The organism is Pseudonocardia hierapolitana, assembly GCF_007994075.1.
Lineage (GTDB): Bacteria > Actinomycetota > Actinomycetes > Mycobacteriales > Pseudonocardiaceae > Pseudonocardia > Pseudonocardia hierapolitana.
Genome location: NZ_VIWU01000001.1, coordinates 2,011,819 through 2,029,090, shown reverse-complemented (window position 1 = coordinate 2,029,090; position 17,272 = coordinate 2,011,819). Strand labels below are relative to the sequence as shown.

Annotated in this window: 14 protein-coding genes; 4 read left to right on the top strand and 10 right to left on the bottom strand. The window is 72.1% G+C overall.

Annotated features, from left to right (window positions below):
* Window positions 1–97 precede the first annotated feature (97 nt).
* The gene (locus FHX44_RS09510) at window positions 98–889 is read right to left on the bottom strand and encodes a coiled-coil domain-containing protein (protein WP_147255144.1); all 792 of its coding nucleotides are present in this window, start codon (window positions 887–889) and stop codon (window positions 98–100) included.
* Between the two features lie 394 nt (window positions 890–1,283).
* Between FHX44_RS09510 and FHX44_RS09505 the strand changes: the two genes are divergently transcribed.
* The 4 genes from FHX44_RS09505 (at window position 1,284) to FHX44_RS09490 (ending at window position 5,763) form a co-directional block, all read left to right on the top strand.
* Window positions 1,284–2,594, top strand: a complete 1,311-nt coding sequence (locus FHX44_RS09505; protein ID WP_147261038.1) for an alkaline phosphatase PhoX — start codon at window positions 1,284–1,286, stop codon at window positions 2,592–2,594.
* Window positions 2,595–2,602: 8 nt separating this feature from the next.
* Entirely contained in the window at window positions 2,603–3,709 is a 1,107-nt protein-coding gene (gene cds1 / locus FHX44_RS09500) for an L-cysteine desulfhydrase Cds1 (RefSeq protein WP_212612396.1), read from the top strand.
* A gap of 58 nt (window positions 3,710–3,767) precedes the next feature.
* On the top strand, window positions 3,768–4,094 hold the full coding sequence (locus tag FHX44_RS09495; RefSeq protein ID WP_147255143.1) for a hypothetical protein: 327 nt from the start codon (window positions 3,768–3,770) through the stop codon (window positions 4,092–4,094).
* A gap of 295 nt (window positions 4,095–4,389) precedes the next feature.
* Window positions 4,390–5,763 carry an alkaline phosphatase PhoX gene (locus FHX44_RS09490; protein WP_147255142.1) on the top strand — a complete coding sequence of 458 codons (1,374 nt, stop codon included), beginning with the start codon at window positions 4,390–4,392 and terminating at the stop codon, window positions 5,761–5,763.
* A 224-nt stretch (window positions 5,764–5,987) separates the two neighbouring features.
* On the opposite strand, the gene FHX44_RS09485 is transcribed toward FHX44_RS09490, so the two are convergent.
* From FHX44_RS09485 to FHX44_RS09445, 9 genes are all read right to left on the bottom strand, one after another.
* Window positions 5,988–7,358, bottom strand: coding sequence for an amidase (locus FHX44_RS09485; protein WP_147255141.1), 1,371 nt, complete (start codon window positions 7,356–7,358; stop codon window positions 5,988–5,990).
* A gap of 91 nt (window positions 7,359–7,449) precedes the next feature.
* Window positions 7,450–7,848, bottom strand: coding sequence for an STAS domain-containing protein (locus FHX44_RS09480; protein ID WP_246170287.1), 399 nt, complete (start codon window positions 7,846–7,848; stop codon window positions 7,450–7,452).
* Window positions 7,849–7,978: 130 nt separating this feature from the next.
* Window positions 7,979–9,331 (bottom strand): right-handed parallel beta-helix repeat-containing protein, encoded by a 1,353-nt coding sequence (locus tag FHX44_RS09475; protein ID WP_147255140.1) that lies wholly within the window; start codon window positions 9,329–9,331, stop codon window positions 7,979–7,981.
* Between the two features lie 26 nt (window positions 9,332–9,357).
* Complete coding sequence (locus tag FHX44_RS09470; RefSeq protein ID WP_147255139.1) at window positions 9,358–11,346, bottom strand: right-handed parallel beta-helix repeat-containing protein; 1,989 nt, start codon at window positions 11,344–11,346, stop codon at window positions 9,358–9,360.
* Complete coding sequence (locus tag FHX44_RS09465) at window positions 11,343–12,629, bottom strand: glycosyltransferase (RefSeq protein ID WP_147255138.1); 1,287 nt, start codon at window positions 12,627–12,629, stop codon at window positions 11,343–11,345. Before FHX44_RS09465 ends, FHX44_RS09470 begins: the two co-directional genes overlap by 4 nt.
* On the bottom strand, window positions 12,626–13,573 hold the full coding sequence (locus FHX44_RS09460; protein WP_147255137.1) for a 2-dehydropantoate 2-reductase N-terminal domain-containing protein: 948 nt from the start codon (window positions 13,571–13,573) through the stop codon (window positions 12,626–12,628). Before FHX44_RS09460 ends, FHX44_RS09465 begins: the two co-directional genes overlap by 4 nt.
* A 455-nt stretch (window positions 13,574–14,028) precedes the next feature.
* The gene (locus FHX44_RS09455) at window positions 14,029–14,814 is read right to left on the bottom strand and encodes a polysaccharide lyase family 7 protein (RefSeq protein ID WP_170308852.1); all 786 of its coding nucleotides are present in this window, start codon (window positions 14,812–14,814) and stop codon (window positions 14,029–14,031) included.
* 151 nt (window positions 14,815–14,965) lie between these two features.
* Window positions 14,966–16,324 (bottom strand): right-handed parallel beta-helix repeat-containing protein, encoded by a 1,359-nt coding sequence (locus FHX44_RS09450; RefSeq protein WP_170308851.1) that lies wholly within the window; start codon window positions 16,322–16,324, stop codon window positions 14,966–14,968.
* 44 nt (window positions 16,325–16,368) lie between these two features.
* Window positions 16,369–17,271, bottom strand: coding sequence for a polysaccharide lyase (locus FHX44_RS09445; RefSeq protein ID WP_212612395.1), 903 nt, complete (start codon window positions 17,269–17,271; stop codon window positions 16,369–16,371).
* Window position 17,272: the final 1 nt, after the last annotated feature.

Here is a 17,272-nt window from a genome sequence, read left to right as displayed (position 1 = left end):
ACCGGAAGCGGCAGACGGCCCGGACGGGTCAGGTGGAGGGACCCGTCCGGGCCGTCTGCGGGGTGCGGATCGGAACGGACGATCAGCGCTGCCGCGGCTACGCGCGGGCGGTGACGGCGTTGCGTTCCGCGGAGTCGTTGTTGGTGTTGGTGGTGGTGCGCGTGAGGGCCTCGCCGAGCTCGGTGCCGAGGAGCTTGTGGAGCCGGGCCATCTCGTTGCGCACGCCCTCGTGGAGCGAGCCGATGCGCCGCAGCTCCTGCTCGGCGGCCTCACGGCGACGCTTGAGGTCCTGGTCGCTGCGGTTGAGCACCTCCTTGGCGCGGGCCTGCGCCTCGGAGAGCACCTTGTCGGCCGCGGCGCGCGCGTCGTCGGTGATGCGGCTGGCGTCCTCGCGGGCGGCCGCGAGCATGGCGGCGGCCTGCTGCTCCCGCTCCTGGATGGCCACGTTGCGCTGGGCGGCCTCCTGGTCGAGCTCGGCCGACCGTGCGATGAGCTTCTGCTCGACCTCGTGGCGGTGCCGCTCGGCGTCGGCACGGGCCTGCTCCACGAGCGCGGTGGCCTCGTTGGCGGCGCGGCTGCGGACGTCGGCCGCCTCGTGCTCGGCGAGTCGCAGGATCTTCTCCGCGCGGAACCCGAAGCTCTCCTGGGAGATGGGCCCGTCCGGCTGCTGCGCGCGGGCGGTGCGCAGTTCGCCCTCGAGGGCCCGCGCGTGCTGCTCGGCGGCCTTGCGCGCCGTCTCGGCGGCGTTGATGCGATCACGGAGCTCGCGCACCTGCGCATCGACCTGGTCGCGGTCGTAGCCGCGGCGGACGATGTCGAACGACGCTCCTGCTGGGGACGGGACGCCCCCACTGCTGTGGACGGAGTTCTGGGGGGTGCTGATCGTCACGGCCGGTAGTGTGTTCGCTCGAACCGGTGTTCCTCCATATGGCGTCGGCGGGCGGGTGTCCTCCTGCGTCCGACGGTGTTCGGCATCACTGCAGCGCACGGCCTTGCGGGGCGTGCGGTCGACGAGCTGCGGCCTGCGGCGCCCCCGCCGCATGGGGCACGTGACGTGCGAAGATCGCTTTTCGGAGGCGCCGCGCGCTCGTGCGACGTGACTTCAGAGCGTGATTGTGCACTAACCCAGGGTGGAGCGACTGCTTCACCCACCCCGGCGCGGACTTCACACGAGGCCGGCACCGTGTGAAGTCCGGGCCGGGGTGGGTGAAGTCGCCCCGATGGAGGTACGTGACCGCACGTCGTGGCCCGCCTCGCGCCGTCCGTCCGCTTTCATCGGACCCATGGGGCTGTCGCGGCGTTCGTTCCTCCGGCGGTCGGCGGCGGGGGTCCTGCTGGCCGGGAGCACCGACGTCCTGCGGATCGCCGCACCGCCTGCCGGGTACGGGCCGGTCGTCGACGACCCAGCGGGGCGGCTGGCGCTGCCCGAGGGGTTCACGTACGCGGTCGTCACCGAGGCGGGGTTGACGGCGCTGGAGACAGGGGAGCCCACCCCGCGCAACCACGACGGCACGGGCGCGTTCGCCGCCGCAGGTGGCGGCACGGTGCTCGTGCTCAACCACGAGATCCGCGAGGGGGCGGGCACGGAGCTCGCCGTGCCGCACCTCGACGGGCTGGTCTACGACCCCGGGGCGGCGGGCGGCTGCACGATCGTCACGACCGACGCGCAGGGACGGCGGATCTCCGAGCGCGTCGGGATCGCGGGCACGTCCACCAACTGCGCGGGCGGCGTGACGCCCTGGCAGACCTGGCTGACGTGCGAGGAGACCGAGGCGCGCGCCGGTGAGCGCGGTTACGACCGCGACCACGGCTACGTCTTCGAGGTGGACCCGTTCGACCGGGCGGCGATCGTCGACCCGCGCCCGGTGAAGGCACTGGGCCGCTACTCCCACGAGGCACTCGCGGTGGACCCGGCCACCGGCGGCATCTACCTCACCGAGGACGCTTCCGGGCCGAACGGGCTCGTCTACCGCTGGATGCCGCCCACGGGCTTCCAGGGCGGCCGTGGGGCGCTGCGCGGGCTCGGAGACACCGACGGCGTGCTGGCGGCCATGCGCTGCACCGACGAGGCAGACAGGCACGTGGACGACCTGTCGCGGGCCACCTCGCCCGGCACCATCTACGCCGTGGAATGGGTGGAGGTGCCGGACCGCGACGCCCGGGAGGAGTCGGTGCGCAAGCAGTTCGACGACGGCCGCGTCACCCGGGCCCACAAGCTGGAGGGCGCGTGGTGGGGCAACGGGGGCGCGTACATCGTGTCGAGCTTCTCGAGCAGCCACCGCGGGCAGGTGTGGTTCTACGACCCGCGCCGCTCGACGTTCACCTTGCGGCTGCTGTTCACCGGCGAGGACGACGGTGCCGACGGGCCGGACAACATCAGCGTCTCCCCGCACGGGGGCGTGATCATCGCCGAGGACGGGAACGGGGGCAACCACCTCGTCGGCGCCGCCGAGGACGGCACGACGTTCCGGCTCGCCCGCGGCGAGCGCGGCAGCGAGTTCACCGGCCCCGTCTTCAGCGCGGACGGCCGCGTGCTCTTCGCCAACGTGCAGGTGCCGGGCACGATGTTCGCCATCACGGGCCCCTGGGGTTGACTGGTGGCGTGTCCGGACCCGTCGACCGCTCCTGTGACCGCACCCGCGCCTGGGTCACCGAGGCCATCCGGCGCGTCGAGGCCGACGCCAACCGCTCCGCGGACACCCACCTGCACGTCTTCCCGCTGCCGCCGGAGTGGGGCATCGACGTGTACCTCAAGGACGAGTCCGTGCACCCCACGGGCAGCCTCAAGCACCGGCTCGCCCGCTCGCTCTTCCTCTACGCGCTGACGAGCGGCTGGATCGTCGAGGGCACCACGGTGGTGGAGGCGAGCTCGGGCTCCACGGCCGTCTCCGAGGCGTACTTCGCGCAGCTGATCGGGGTGCCGTTCGTGACCGTGATGCCGCGCACCACGAGCCCGGAGAAGATCGCGCTGATCGAGCGGTACGGCGGGCGCTGCCACTTCGTCGACCGGGCGCCGGACATGTACGCGGAGGCCCAGCGGCTCGCCGACGAGAGCGGCGGGCACTACATCGACCAGTTCACCTACGCCGAGCGGGCCACCGACTGGCGGGGCAACAACAACATCGCCGAATCGATCTTCGAGCAGCTGGCGATGGAGCGGTTCCCGGTGCCGGAGTGGATCGTGGTGGGCGCGGGCACCGGCGGCACGTCGGCGACGATCGGGCGGTACCTGCGCTACCGCCGCCACCCCACCCGCCTGGCCGTCGTCGACCCGGAGAACTCGGCGTTCTTCCCCGGCTGGACGCTCGACGCCCCGGAATACGCCACCGGCATGCCGTCGCGGATCGAGGGGATCGGCCGGCCCCGGATGGAGCCGAGCTTCGTGCCCACCGTGATCGACCTGATGGTCCCCGTGCCGGACGCGGCGAGCGTGGCGGCGGCCCGGCACCTGCACGCGGTCACCGGGCGCTGGGCGGGCGGGTCGACGGGCACCAACCTGTGGGGCGTCTGGCAGCTGGTGGCGCGGATGCGGGCGGACGGCGTGCGGGGCAGCGTCGTCACGCTGATCTGCGACGGCGGCGACCGCTACCAGCACAGCTACTACGACGACGCCTGGCTGCAGCGGCAGGGGATGGACCTCACGCCGTACACGACGACGCTGGAGCACTTCCTCGCCACGGGGGAGTGGAAGCCGCCCGCGCAGGCATGATCGATCGATCATTGCTGCGGGTGGAACCGGATCGGACCGGGCGGCGTCAGTGCGGGCCATGCCGATCGATCTGTGCCGGCCGTTCCGCGGGACCGACGCCGTCGCCGCCGGGCTCGTCACGCCCAAGGTCCTGAGGGGCCCGCGTTTCCGCCGCCTGTTCACCGGGATCTACGTCCGCGCCGACGTCGAGGTCACTCCGGAGGTGCGCTCGCGTGCCGCCCACCTGCTCGTCGACGGCCGTGGCGTGCTCGGCGGGTTCTCCGCGGCCGAGCTGCTGGGTGCGTCGTGCTGGCCACTGGACCTCCCCGCCGAGGCGCTCGGCCGCATCCCGAGCCGCGCACTGATCGTTCCCAGCTACGGCCTGCCGCCCTGGCGAGGGCGCTGAGCGCGATTTCGGAACGATCACGGGCCGGTGATCCGTCCGAGATCGGTGGATCCGCCCTCGCCAGGGCGTAAGGCCGCATCTCGCATCGATCACGGCTCGTTGATCGATCCCAGTTTCACCCGAATTGCCTTCTCCCGGGCGCTGTGCCGTATTTCGGAGCGATCAGCGCTCGCCGGTCCGACCGCCGCCGGACGGGCGGCGTTCACCTGTTCGTCGCAACCGCGGGTCACGATCTCCGCCGGCCACCACTCGGTCGGGTGAACCCGACCGGCCGCTCCCCGAACTGGAGACCACCATGACCGAGGCTCTGTCCCGCCGCGGGTTCCTCAGCCGAAGTGCCGCCGCCGGGTTCGGCGTCGTGCTGCTCGGTGCCAGCGACGTGCTGCTCACCGCTCCCAACGCCGCTGCCGCGCCGGCGGCCCCGGGGTACGGGCCGCTGATCCCCGACCCGGCCGGACGTCTCGCGCTGCCGCAGGGCTTCCGCTACTCGATCGTCACCGAGGCCGGCGTCACCAAGCTCGACTCGGGCGAGCCCACCCCGAGCCACCACGACGGGGCGGGCGCCTTCCGGGGGCGGGCGGGCGGCACCACGATCGTCTACAACCACGAGATCCGTGACCCCCTCGCCACGACCCCGTTCCCGGTGCCGCACCGCGACGGCCTCACCTACGACCCGGGCAGCGCGGGCGGCTGCACGATCGTCGAGACCGACCGGGACGGCAACCGCGTGCGGGAGTACGTGGGGATCGCCGGGACGTCCACGAACTGCGCCGGCGGGATCACCCCCTGGAACACCTGGCTGACCTGCGAGGAGACCGAGGACCGGGCCGGAGCGGGCGGGCGGGTGAAGGACCACGGGTACGTGTTCGAGGTCGACCCGTTCGACCTGGCTGCCAACCGGGACCCTGAGCCGATCAAGGCGCTCGGACGGTTCTCGCACGAGGCCGTGGCGGTCGACCCGCAGCGCGGCGACATCATCCTCACCGAGGACGCGTCGAACCCGAACGGGCTGCTGTACCGATGGGCACCGCCGCGGGGCTACCGCGGTCGGAAGGGCGGGCTGCGCGCGCTCGGCCCGACCGACGGTGACTTCGGCGCGATGCGGTGCACCGACGCGGCCGGGGCGCACGTGGACGACCTGTCGCGCGGCATCGAGGTCGGCACCACTTACGACGTGACATGGGTCCCCGTCCCGGACCGCGACGCGCGCACGACGTCCACCCGCAGCCAGTTCGGCCCCGGCGAGATCACCCGCGGGCGCAAGTTCGAGGGCGCCTGGTGGGGCGACGGCGGGGCCTACGTCGTCACGAGCTTCGCCCGCGAGGAGAGCCCGGTGCCGCACGACGGGCAGGTGTGGTTCTACGACCCGAGGCGGTCGACGCTCACCCTGAAGCTGCGGTTCGCACCGGGTGGCGAGCTCGACGGCCCGGACAACATCACCGTCTCCTCGTGGGGAGGGCTGATCCTCGCCGAGGACGGCGAGGGCACTCAGCACCTCGTGGGCGTCACCGAGGGCGGCGAGGCGTTCGAACTGGCCCGCAACCAGGTGGCGGGCGACTCCGAGTTCGCCGGCCCCGTCTACTCGCACGACAAGAAGGTGCTGTTCGCGAGCATCCAGACGCCGGGCATCATGTATGCGATCACCGGCCCGTGGCGGAACCAGCGCTGACCCGCGAAGGGCTTCCCGCCGCCGGCAGCAGGTGGCCTCGGGATCGATGCCGCCGTGATCGGCAGATCGGTGCGAGAACGGCCGGATCCGGCTGCGTTCGCGTCGAGCCGCTGATCACGGCTGGCGTTGGTCTGTTCCGCGGAACGCACCCGGTGCCGCTGTGGGGCCGAGCCGTTTCGTGGGCGCGGCCGCCGCCGAACGGGCCGCACACCATGTTCACGGAACTAGGCGTACACCCTGGGCGCCGCCGCGCCAGCCGTCGGCACCGCCCGGCGCTCCAGCTTCGCCGCCGCCGCCAGCAGGGCGGCCTCAGCGCCCGGGCGGCCGACCAGCTGGACGCCCACGGGGCGTCCGCCGATGAGGACCGGGGCCACCACGGCGGGCAGGCCGGCGAGGTTCCAGGCGGGGGTGCAGGAGAGCCGGGTGGCCGTGGTCAGCAGGCTCGAGGTGTAGCCGTGCCCGAGCATCGCGCCCGCGCGGAGCGGCGGCTGGGCGGTGGCCGGGCCGAGCAGCACGTCGTAGCCGCCGTCGTCCATCCAGCCGAGCACGCGCTCGCGCCACGCGGTGGCGGTGTCCGGGCGGGGCGGTGCGACGCGCAGGATGCGGCGGCCCTTGCGCACGACGGTGGCGGTGCACCGCTCCGCGGCGCCCATGTCGAGGTCGAGCGCCTCGGCGTCCAGGGCCACTCCCGCCTGCCAGCGGCGCAGCCACTGGGTGGCGAGCCCGCGGGGGTAGGGCGGGTCGGCGAAGCTGACGATCGCGCCGCCGGGTCCGGCGCGCAGCCGGGCGGCCGCGCCGATCGCGGCGGCCCGGTGGTCGGCGTGCAGCCCGCGGGACGGCCACGGCCCGCGCAGCGACAGTGCGATGCGGCGCGGGCCCGGCACGTCGAGGTCGATCGGGTCGCCTGCGAGCACGCCCAGCATCAGAGCGGCGTCCTCCGCGGTGCGCGCGATGGGACCGGTGGCGCCGAGCCCGCACCAGTGCTCGTCGGCCCCGCGGGGAAGCGGCACGACGTGCGGGCCGGGCTTGAGGCCGACGAGGCCGCAGCAGGCCGCTGGGACCCTGGCCGCGCCACCGCCGTCGGTGGCGAGCGCCAGCACCGCCATCCGGGCGGCGACGGCCGCTGCGGCGCCGGAGCCGCCCGGGTCGAGGGAGAGGTCGAGGGGGTTGCGCGGTGCCGCTTGAGTGGCCTGGGTGAACGCCCACGCCGCGAGCTCGGGCATCCGCGCCTTCCCCACGACGACGGCGCCCGCGGCGCGCAGCCGCTTCACCAGATCGTCGTCGCGGCGGGCCGGCTCGGCCGACGTCGCGGCCGACCCGTGGCGGGTGGGGTATCCCGCGACGTCGATGTCGTCCGGCACGGCGACCGGCACGCCGGCGAGCGGGAGCGCGAAGCGGTCGGGGCGGGCGTCGACACCACCGGCCTCCGCGAGCACCCGGACCGGGTCGTGCTCGGCGAAGGCACCGACCTCGGGGTCGTACTCGGCGATCCTGGCCAGGTGGGCGCGGGCGACGTCGACCGCGCTGCTGCGCCCGTCACGCACCCGCGCAACGATCTCGGCGGCGGTGAGCCCGGTCAGGTCGAGGGCGTCCATCGCGCAACCATGGCACCAAAAGCGCTGATCATGGGGAGGACCCGCCGGACAGACCCCCGGTCGGGGGTGTCGATCCGGCGGTCCACCTCGCTCAGCCCGCGGGCTCGAGCGCCTGCGGCACGCCCTCGGCGATGTCGAAGATCCCCAGCAGTCCGGTGGCCTCGAGGGCGCGGGTGACGATCCGCGAGCCGGGCACGAGCCGCAGCGTGTGCCGCCTGCGGTCGGCCTCGTCCTTGGCCGCGACGAGCACGGCGAGGCCGGCCGAGCCGAGGAACGTGACGTCGGTGAGGTCGAGGACCAGCAGCGGCACGGCCGCGACCTGCTCGTCGAGGCGGGTGCGCAGCACCGGAGCGGTGAGGGTGTCGATCTCCCCGACGACGTGCACGACCCGTGCGTCGGGGCCGTGGCTGACCACGTCGAACCGTACGACCTCGCCGATCTCGTCGCTGTCGTCCATGGGTCCGTGGTCGGCGGGGATGTCGCCGCTCATGCGCACCGGCTCCTCGATGTGGGTGTCGTGGACTCGGGGGGCGGTCTGTCCTCGCGGGCCGCTGTTCAACCCTACGGACGGCCTCGGAGGCGCACAACAACACCCCCCTTCGCCCGCCGGGCGGCTCGGCTCAGCCCGCGATGATCGCCGCTTCGTGGTTGTCGAAGATCGCGTTGTCGCCGTCGGGAACGACCGCGGAGCCCTTCAGCATGATCCCCGACCGGTTGGCGAAGATCAGGTTTCCGGCGATGTCGACGTCGCCGTCGATGTCGACGTACACGCCGTACCGCCCGTTCTCGCCGAGCGTGTTCGCGCGCACCGTGGTGAGAGCCGCCTCGCTCACGACGCGGATCCCGTCCTGCTGGTTGCCGCGGCTCTGGTTGTTCTCGACGAGGTTGTTCTGGGACGTCTGCGTGATGCCGATCCCGGACTCGATGTTGTCGTAGACCCGGTTGCCGCGGATGGCGTTGTCGTTGGACTCGTTGACGTTGATGCCCTGCGCTGCGTTGGCGAAGGTGTCGTTGCCCTCGACCGTGTTCCGGTCCGACCGCAGGTAGACCACGATGCCGTGGTGGTTGTTGCGGTACACGACGTTGTCGCGGATGACGTTGTCGACGCAGTCCTCGGCGAGGATGATGCCGTGCTTGCCGTTGTCGTGGACGACGTTGCGTTCGATCGTGAGGTTGTGTGAGCCCGTGTGCGGGTCGATGCCGTAGAGGACGTTGTCGTGGAACTCGTTGTCGGCCACGACGAGCCCGCCCACCTCGTAGCTGTACAGGCCGAAGTAGTTGTGCGACACGATGCTGTCGGTGATCTTCCCGCCGGTGCCCTCGGTGCGCCAGGACAGGCCGTAGGACTCGACCTCCCCGTGGCCGAGGTAGCGGATCTCGGCGTGGTCGATGGTCATCTGCGTGCCGTCACGGGCGAGCAGGAAGCCGCGGCCGTCGGCGGGCTCGGTGTCGACGGTGCCCTTGGCCGGGTCCCAGGAGGTGATGCAGACGCCGCTCACGTCGACGTTGCCACCGAAGGCCTTCACGGAGGCGTACCGGCCCGCCGTGCTGAGCAGCTTGAGCCACCGGGTGGTCGGGGCGGCGAGCTGCAGGGAGGTGCCGGGCAGCACCGCGAGGTCCGCGCCGAGCAGCCACTCGCCCGGCGCCTCCTCGCGCAGGAGGTCCGGGTTGCCCACGGCCTGTGCGAGCGCCGGCATGGTCACGCCCTGCCCGGCCGAGAGCACAACGGCGTTCTGGGCCGGGTCGAAGCGGGCCTGCACGCCCGCGGGCGGCGGTGCTGCCGGCCCTTCGGGCGCCTCCCGGCTGCAGGGCCGGGCCGGGTCGATCTGGACCGCGGCGGCCGCCTCGTGCCGCACCAGCTGCTGCGGCTCCGGAGGGATGCTCCCGACCACGGCGAGCACGACCGCGCTGCCGAGCACCCCGAGCGTCGCCACGAGGAGGGCGGCCCGGGCCGGTATCTGTGACGTGTTCATGGTCCCTCCTCGGCAGGCGGCGCGGGTCAGCTCGTCGCGCCGACGGGCACCGGCGGCAGCCGGCGCCTGCGGATGCCCGCCCGCCGCTGCCGGGTGGTGTGCACCTGCTCGAGCACGATGGCCAGCAGGATCAGCGGCACGCCGATCGCGCTGAGCAGGTTGAGCGGCGGCAGGCTGAGGTCGTTCGTGCCGTGCTGCTGGATCGGCCCGCGCAGCGCCTCGAGCGCGTGCACGCTGGAGCCGGTCAGGTGGAACGAGCTCCCCGGCGCGGCGTTGACGCCGAGGCTGAGCGCGTCGATGCGCATCTCGTCGGCCCGCACGAGGTCGGGCGACCGGGAGTGGATGCCCTCGGCGGCGCCGTCGATCGTGACACCGGAGATCGTGCTGGCCGCCGCGACGTCGATGCCCGTCGTGCCGCCGGTGATGCGCCCGCCGATGATCTCGGCGTCCGTGCTGGCGGTCCGCACCGCGTCCGACTCCACGTTGCGTGCCACGAGGTCCGCGATCACCACGCCGGTGGTGCCCGGGGTGGCCACGATGCCGTCCCGCCCGCCGTCCACGACCAGCCCCGCGAGGCGGATGCCCTCCGCGCCGCGCTCGACCCGCACGGCGGCGCGCGAGTCGCTGATCTGCACACCGCTCAGCAGCACGTGCTTGCCGCCGATCCCGACGCCGGCCACGCGGGCGCCGTCGATCGTCGAGTCGCGCAGCTCGAACCCGTCGGTGCTCTTCTCGACCACCACACCGCGCCTGCCGCCCGAGGTCCGCACGTGGTCGAGCGCGATCCGCGCGCTGCCGACGTGGACGAACACGCCTGCCGGCTGGTCGGTGGCGCTGAGGCCGGACACATGGACATCGGTGGAGCGATTGATCCGCAGGCCGCCCGCCTGGTCGGCCGTGGTGGTGATCCCGGAGAGCTCGGTGCGCGCCTGGCCGACCACCACCACGCCGTAGCCGCCGTTGCCGTTCGTCGTGATGTCGGTCACCGGACGGCCGGTGCTCTCCCCGGCGACCACCACGCCGTTGTCGCCGTTGCCGAGGGCCCGGATGCCGCGCATCGTCGTGCCGCGATCGCCGGTGAGCACGAGCCCGTCCCCGACCGAGTCGGTGAACGTGACGTCCTCGAGGTGCACGGCATCGGACCGGGACAGCTCCACGCCCGTGGTGTTGCGCTGCACCGTGGTGCGCACCAGCGAGCCGGTGGCGCCCTGGTTGAACGTCACGCCTGCCCGGCCCCCGTCGATCCCGGTGGACGGGGTGCCGAGGTCGCTGATCGTCGAGTCGACCGCGTCGAGCCGGCCGCGCGCGGAGACGGCGAAGAAGGGCCGGCCTGCGGCTGTGGGCGTCACGGCCTGCCGGGTGGCCGGATCGGCCGAGGTGACGGTGACACCCGTCAGCGACACCCGGCCGCTGCCGGTGTAGATCGCCGCCGCGTCCTGCGCGGTGGCGCCGCCGATCAGCTCGAGCCGCTTGATCGGGTCGCCCACCTCGAGCGCGGTCCCCGGGGTGAGCACGATCGCCGCGCTGAGCGTGGCGGTGCCCTCGGACGTCGCCAGCCAGTCGCTGGGCAGCGCCCGGTCGAGCGTGTTGATCGAGATGGAGCCGCCGCCCCGGCCGACCTGGCGGGTGAGGCGGCCGTCGGTCACCACGTCGATCCGGTTCGATCGCACGACGGCCATCCGGTGCGGCCGGCCACGCTTCTCCCAGGTCACACGGACCTTCCTGGCCGCTTCGGCGCGCTTGGCGGCCGCCCGGGCGGCCCGCGCCGCGGCCTGCGCCCGTGCCCGCGCTTGAGCCGCGGCGCGCTCGGCGGCTTCCGGGTCGGGCTGGGGTGCCTGCAGCGGTGCCGCGACCGGAGCAGCGGCAGGGGCGGCTGCAGGCGCCCGGACCGGCGCGGGTGCCGCGTTCGCGACGCCGCCGAACACTCCGAACACCTCGCCGCTCAGCAGGACGCCGACGGTCCCGAGCACCGCACCGGCGGCGGCCAACCTGCCGATCCGGTGGCGCCCGGTCATACCGCCGCCTCCGTGCGGGACTGGCTCGGCCTCTGCTGCTCCCGGCCCTCGGCCCGCGCCTGCGCTTCTGGCTCCTGCTGCTGGTGCAGGTGTGCGCCCGGCTGCGACGTGCGCACCACCTCGCCGTTCTCGACGGCGACCTGGCGGGTGAGCCAGCGCTGGCGGCGGATGGTGAGAAGCGCCTGGATCTTGATCAATGCCATGACCCAGGAGACGAAGACGTAGCCGGGCACCAGGAAGAAGCTGGACGGCCTGCGCCTGATGTGCGGCAGCAGCTTGGCCGAGCGGCTGATCTGCCACCACAGCGCGAGCACGGCCGCGAAGATCCAGTTCTGGTGGACGAGCGCGACGACCATGAAGATCGGGCCGAGCAGGAGCGTGAAGCCGCTGACGGCCTTGTCGACCATCGTGTAGGCGAGGAACGGATGGCGCCACACCCAGGGCCGCGACAGCGCACGCAGGTCCGAGCGCCAGGTGTTGCGCGCCCAGCGCAGCCGCTGGCGGAAGAAGATCCGCCACTGGTCCGGGAAGGTGGACCAGACCTCGGCGGTGCGCTGCATGTAGGTGAGGTGGCCGCGTTCGAGGATGAGCGTCGTGAGGCGCTTGTCGTCACCCGACAGGCAGGGCACACCCCAGAACGTCTCGTCCATGAAGTCGTCCTCGATCTCCAGCAGCAGGTGGCGCCGGTAGATCGCGGTCCGCCCGGAGAGGCACGAGACGGACCGGCCCAGGTAGGTCTGGCTGGCGTTCTCGTCGAAGTAGCGGTGGTCGAGGAACATGTCGGTGATCCGCGCCAGGAACCCGCGTGCGCCGTAGACGGACTGCCGGGTGCCGACACCGCCGATGCGGGGGTCCGCGAACGGCTTGCACACCTCGATGGCGACGTCGGGGGCCCACACGGTGTCCGAGTCGACCAGCGCCACCAGGTCGGTCGTCGCCTTGCGCCAGCCCCGGCGCAGTGCGTCCCGCTTGCCGGGCACGGTGGTGACCACGACCGTCACCGGATAGCGGCGGGCGATCTCCTGGCAGATCCGGTCCGAGGCGTCGATGACGAGGATGACCTCGTCGACGTCGTTGGCCAGCCACGACTCGATCGCCGCCGCGAAGATCTGCGGGTCCTCCTGGTAGACCGGCACGACCAGGCTCATCGACAGGCGGTGCTCGGCGAGGACGGGCCGGTAGAGCACCGCCGGGATGCGCCGGGCGAGCCAACAGGCCCAGCGGAACAGGCCGAGGACCCCCAGCGGGGTGCCCAGCACGTAGTAGTAGACGGGAAGGTTCATGCCGACTCGCGGTCGGAGCCCGCCATCGCGCGGGCCCGCATCTGGTCGGCGGCTGCGGCCTGGTTGGCGATCTCGTGGTCGACGAATTCTGCGAGGCGGTCGTTCGTCTCGACCACCGCGGAGAGCAGCGGCATGTCCACCCCGATCGTGTCGGCGAATCCGAGGAAGCCCTTGGTGTCCTTGGGCAGGCACACCCCGCCGTAGGGGGCGCCGCCGCGGATTCCGTACTGCGGGTTGATCGAGCCCTCGGCCGAGCGGGCCACGGTGGCGGCGATCGGGTCGAGGTCGAGGCCGAGCTTGCGGGCGACCAGCCACATCTCGTTCCAGAAGCTGATCTTGGTGGCGTTGAAGATGTTGTGCGCGCACTTGACGAGCTCGGCCTCGGCCGGATCCGCGAACGTGCGCAGCTCACCGCCGAAGGGCGACAGCAGGTCCCGCAGCCGCTGGACGGTCTGCGGATCGCGACTGGCGATCACGGTCATCCACGGGTGGGCGAAGTCCTCGGCCGCGGACACCGCGCGCAGGAACTCGGGGTTCGACGCCAGCCCGAAGCCCTCGCCCACGGCGCGGCCGGATTGCTCCTCGAGCACCGTGCGGACCAGGCCCTCGGTGGTGCCGGGCGGCACCGTGGAGCGCACGACGACGGTGTGGTGCGCCCGTGCCGTGGCGAGGGCGCGGCCGACGGCGGCGGTGCCGGCGGTGAACGCGGACAGGTCGTAGCGGTGGCCGTCGTTGGGTGTGGGCAGGGTCAGGAAGATGAGCGACTCCGGTTCGCCGGTCAGGTCGATCTCGGTGCGCACGTCCAGGCCACGCTCCCGCAGCTCGCGCACCCGCTCCGGTGCGATGTCGATGAACGTGACGTCGTGACCGGCCGCCAGGAAGCCCTCACCCGTCGCCGTTCCCACGACGCCCGAACCGACGATGAAGATCCTCGACGACTGCATGGAATTGCACCTTCCCCTATTTCTGAGCGGCCGAACCCGTCGCGTCAGGGGAGATGGTTCCGCAATCGAGCGGCTCCACGATCGTGTAACTGCTGATTACGCTTCGTATCCGGGCACTGTGGGCTATTGGTAGGTCGGTAGCCTGTTGGGGCAGCTCAGGGGTGAGATATGGGCCTCACCGGCGCCTCGAGGGCGATCGTGGCGACGGATGTCGTTCAACCAAGGGTAACCATGATTGTGATGTGGGTCACTAAAAAATACACCTGGTCCGGTGAATCCAGAGCAATTGCCGGGTCACCCGTATCCATCCGGAAAACACCCATTCGGGTGGCCGCGGGTCGCCACCCGGCGCAAAAATGACCCCCTGTGCGACCGCTCGGCGACCTGTCGCCCGGTCGGGCGCACCCCGGCGGCGGAAGCAGCGTTTGCCGGCGGCGCAGGCGCACCGGATCCGTTCACCCAGAGTGCTCGACCTCGAGGGAGTACAGGACGACCTCGGCGACGGCGTCCGGAGCCTCGCCGCGTTCCGGATTGGACTGGACGTAGCTGCCGGTCTTGAAGTACCAGCCGTCACCGCTGATCGGGAGGTCGGCGACCAGCCTGTCGTCGTGGAAGACCTCGACCTCGCGGTTGGCGGCCACGATGCGCAGGTCGTACGGGGTCCCGAGCTCGTAGTGCGGGTCGATGACGATCTCGCTGCGGCCGTCGTCGTACTCGACCTCGAGCTGCGTGCCCTCGAGCCGCACCATCACGACGTCGTCGTCCTCGTCGTGGATCTGTGCCGTCACGACGTGCGGCTTCGCCTGCGGCAGCTTCGTCACGGCCTGCCGGAGCCTCATGGTGTGGGTGCCGGACTCGTTCGACCAGCTCGCCGGCGCACCGCCCCGCATCTCCCGCAGCTCCGAGCGCGGGTACTTGCTGTTCCTGGTGGTGGCACCGCCTGCGTGGGCGCAGAACACGATGCCGTCGCGCGCGTCGTTCAGCCGGAACCAGTCGCCGACGAAGGAACCGAGGGCGGGCGGGTAGACGTCGTCCGGGTCGCCCTTCTCGCCCGTGGGCAGCGTGAGGTACCAGTTGTCGAGGTCGACCAGGTCCGCGGGGAACTTCACGTCGCGGATCGGGCTGAGCGCCCGTTCCCACAGCTGGCCCAGCAGCGGACCGATGCCCGGTCCGGGGTCGGGGATCGGGACCGGTGGGAGCGCGACGACCAGCGCGGCGAGGAGCGGGGAGATGCGCGGCACGAGACCCTCCCGGTCGGACGTCGATCGGGCGCACAAGATCGGCCCGGGCGCATCAGGTTAGATGTGCCCGGGCCGGCCCCGCCCGTGATCGGGCGGCTCGTTCGGGTGGAACGCGGTCCCGGTCAGGTGATGACGCGGAACCTCGGCGCGCTCAGTCGTTGACGATCGGGGCCTGCTGGTTGTCGAAGATCGAGTTCGTTCCGTCGGGCACGACGGCCGAGCCCTTCAGCATGATCCCCGACCGGTTGGCGAAGATCGTGTTGTCCGCGATGTCCACGTCGCCGTCGATGTCGACGTACACGCCGTACCGGCCGTTCTCGCCCACCGTGTTGGCGCGGACCGTGCTCCGGGCCGACTCGCTCACCACACGCACACCGTCCTGCTTGTTCCCCCGGACCTGGTTGTTCTCGACGAGGTTGTTCTCGGAGGTCTGGGTGACGCCGATGCCGGACTCGTTGTTGTCGTAGACGCGGTTGTTCCGGATGACGCTGTCGTGCGACTCGTTGATGTTGATGCCCTGGGCGGCGTTGGCGAAGGTGTCGTTGCCTTCGATCGTGTTCCGGTCCGACCGCAGGTAGAGCACGATCCCGTGGTGGGCGTTGCGGTAGACGGTGTTGTTGCGGATGACGCTGTCGGTGCAGTCCTCGGCGAGGATGATGCCGTGCTTGCCGTTGTCGTGGACGACGTTGCCCTCGATGGTCATGTTGTGTGACCCGGTGTGCGGGTCGATGCCGTACAGCTGGTTGTCGTGGAACTCGTTGTTGGTGATGACGAGCCCGTTCACCTCGTAGCTGTAGAGGCCGAAGTAGTTGTTGGACACGACGCTGTTGGTGATCTTCCCGGTCGTGCCCTCGGTGCGCCAGGAGAGCCCGTAGGACTCGACCGTGCCGTTGCCGAGGAAGCGGAGCTCGGCGTTGTCGATGTCCATCCGCGCGCCGTCGCGGGCGAGCAGGTAGCCGCGGCCGTCGTCGAGGTTCGTGTCGGCGGCGTTCGCTCCCGGGTCCCACGACGTGATGCAGGAGCCGACGACGTCCAGGCCCCCGCCGGAGGGCTTCAGCGATGCGAACTTGCCGTTCTCGCTGATCAGCTTGAGCCACTTGACCTCGGGCGCCGCGATCCGCAGCGAGGCCCCGTTGAGGATGGCGATGTCGGCGCGCAGCTCCCACACGCCGTCGCCCGTGTCGCGCAGCGTGTTGCCGCTGACGCGCTGGGCCAGCGCAGGCAGCGTCACCCCCTCGCCTGCGGTCAGGTTGATCGTGTTCGAGGCGGCGTCGAACCGGGCGGTGGGCGCGCCACCCCCCTCTTCGCCTCCACCGCCGCCCGAGGCGTCCCGCACGCACGGCTGGGCGGGGTCCACCTTCTCGTTGGGTGGCGCCTCCTTCCGCGTGAGCGGGTCGGGGGCCGGGTTGCCGCAGGCGCTCGCCAGCAGTGCGGCGACGGCCAGGAGTACCCCGAGCACGGCGGTCCGGCCACGGGGACGGGCAGCGTGGGAGGCGGTCGGTCGAGACATCGTCTGGGTCATCCTCGGGTCTGCACCGGATGTGACGCCGGTGGTCATGATGCGCCCGGGGTGCCGCAGTCGCTGTCGTCGTCGGACGCAGGCGGCTCCCCCGGTGGGGGCTCCGAGCCCTCGGTGAGGTCGAACTCGGCGAAGTCGGCGTACTGGTCCGCGGGGCTCGCCCAGGACGAGTCGCCGCCGCCGAAGAAGGTGGAGAAGAAGAGCCCGTCGATCCGGAGCGCGCCGCCGGTGCGGAACTGCAGGTCGCCGCGGTCCAGCACGAGCCGGTCGTCCTGCCAGACCGAGATCCGGCCGTCGGACTCGTCAGGGGTGTTCAGCTGCACCCGCTGCCGGATGGTGGTCCACAACCCGGGCGCGAACGACCAGCACCCCCGCCCGAGCGACGTGCCGTGCTCCTCGGAGGTCGGGAGGTACGCGTACACCTCGCCCGCGCCGTCGGCCCGCCACATGTAGCGGGTGGAGAAGCCGTCGCTGCCGTCCGGTATCTCGCCGCCGCTGTTGCCCGCGCCGCCGTAGAGCCCGGGCAGCTTGCCGCCCTTGACGAAGTCGAAGCCCTCCGGGAACCGCACCTGGTAGGTCAGATCGACCACGTCGGTGGGTCCGGGCAGTCGCATGCGCGCCTGCATCCCGCCGTCGGGCCCGTCGGTGCCGCGGCTCGCCGACCCGGCGGGGTAGAACGCGCGCAGCAGCTCCCCGCTCGGCGCGTCCGGGTCCTCCACCACCTGGGAGATGTCCAGTCCGAACCCACCGTCCCCGGTGTGGCGCAGCCCGTTGCCGAGGAACTCCTCCAACGCCGCCGGTTCGACGCCGCTGCCGGTGGTACCGGGGGCCGGGGGCTCCGCGTCCGAGGACGACGCACCGCCGCCGCAGCCCGCGACGCCCACGAGCAGGACGCCGAGGACCGCGGCGGCGGCGCGCCGGGACGGAGATCTGGACATC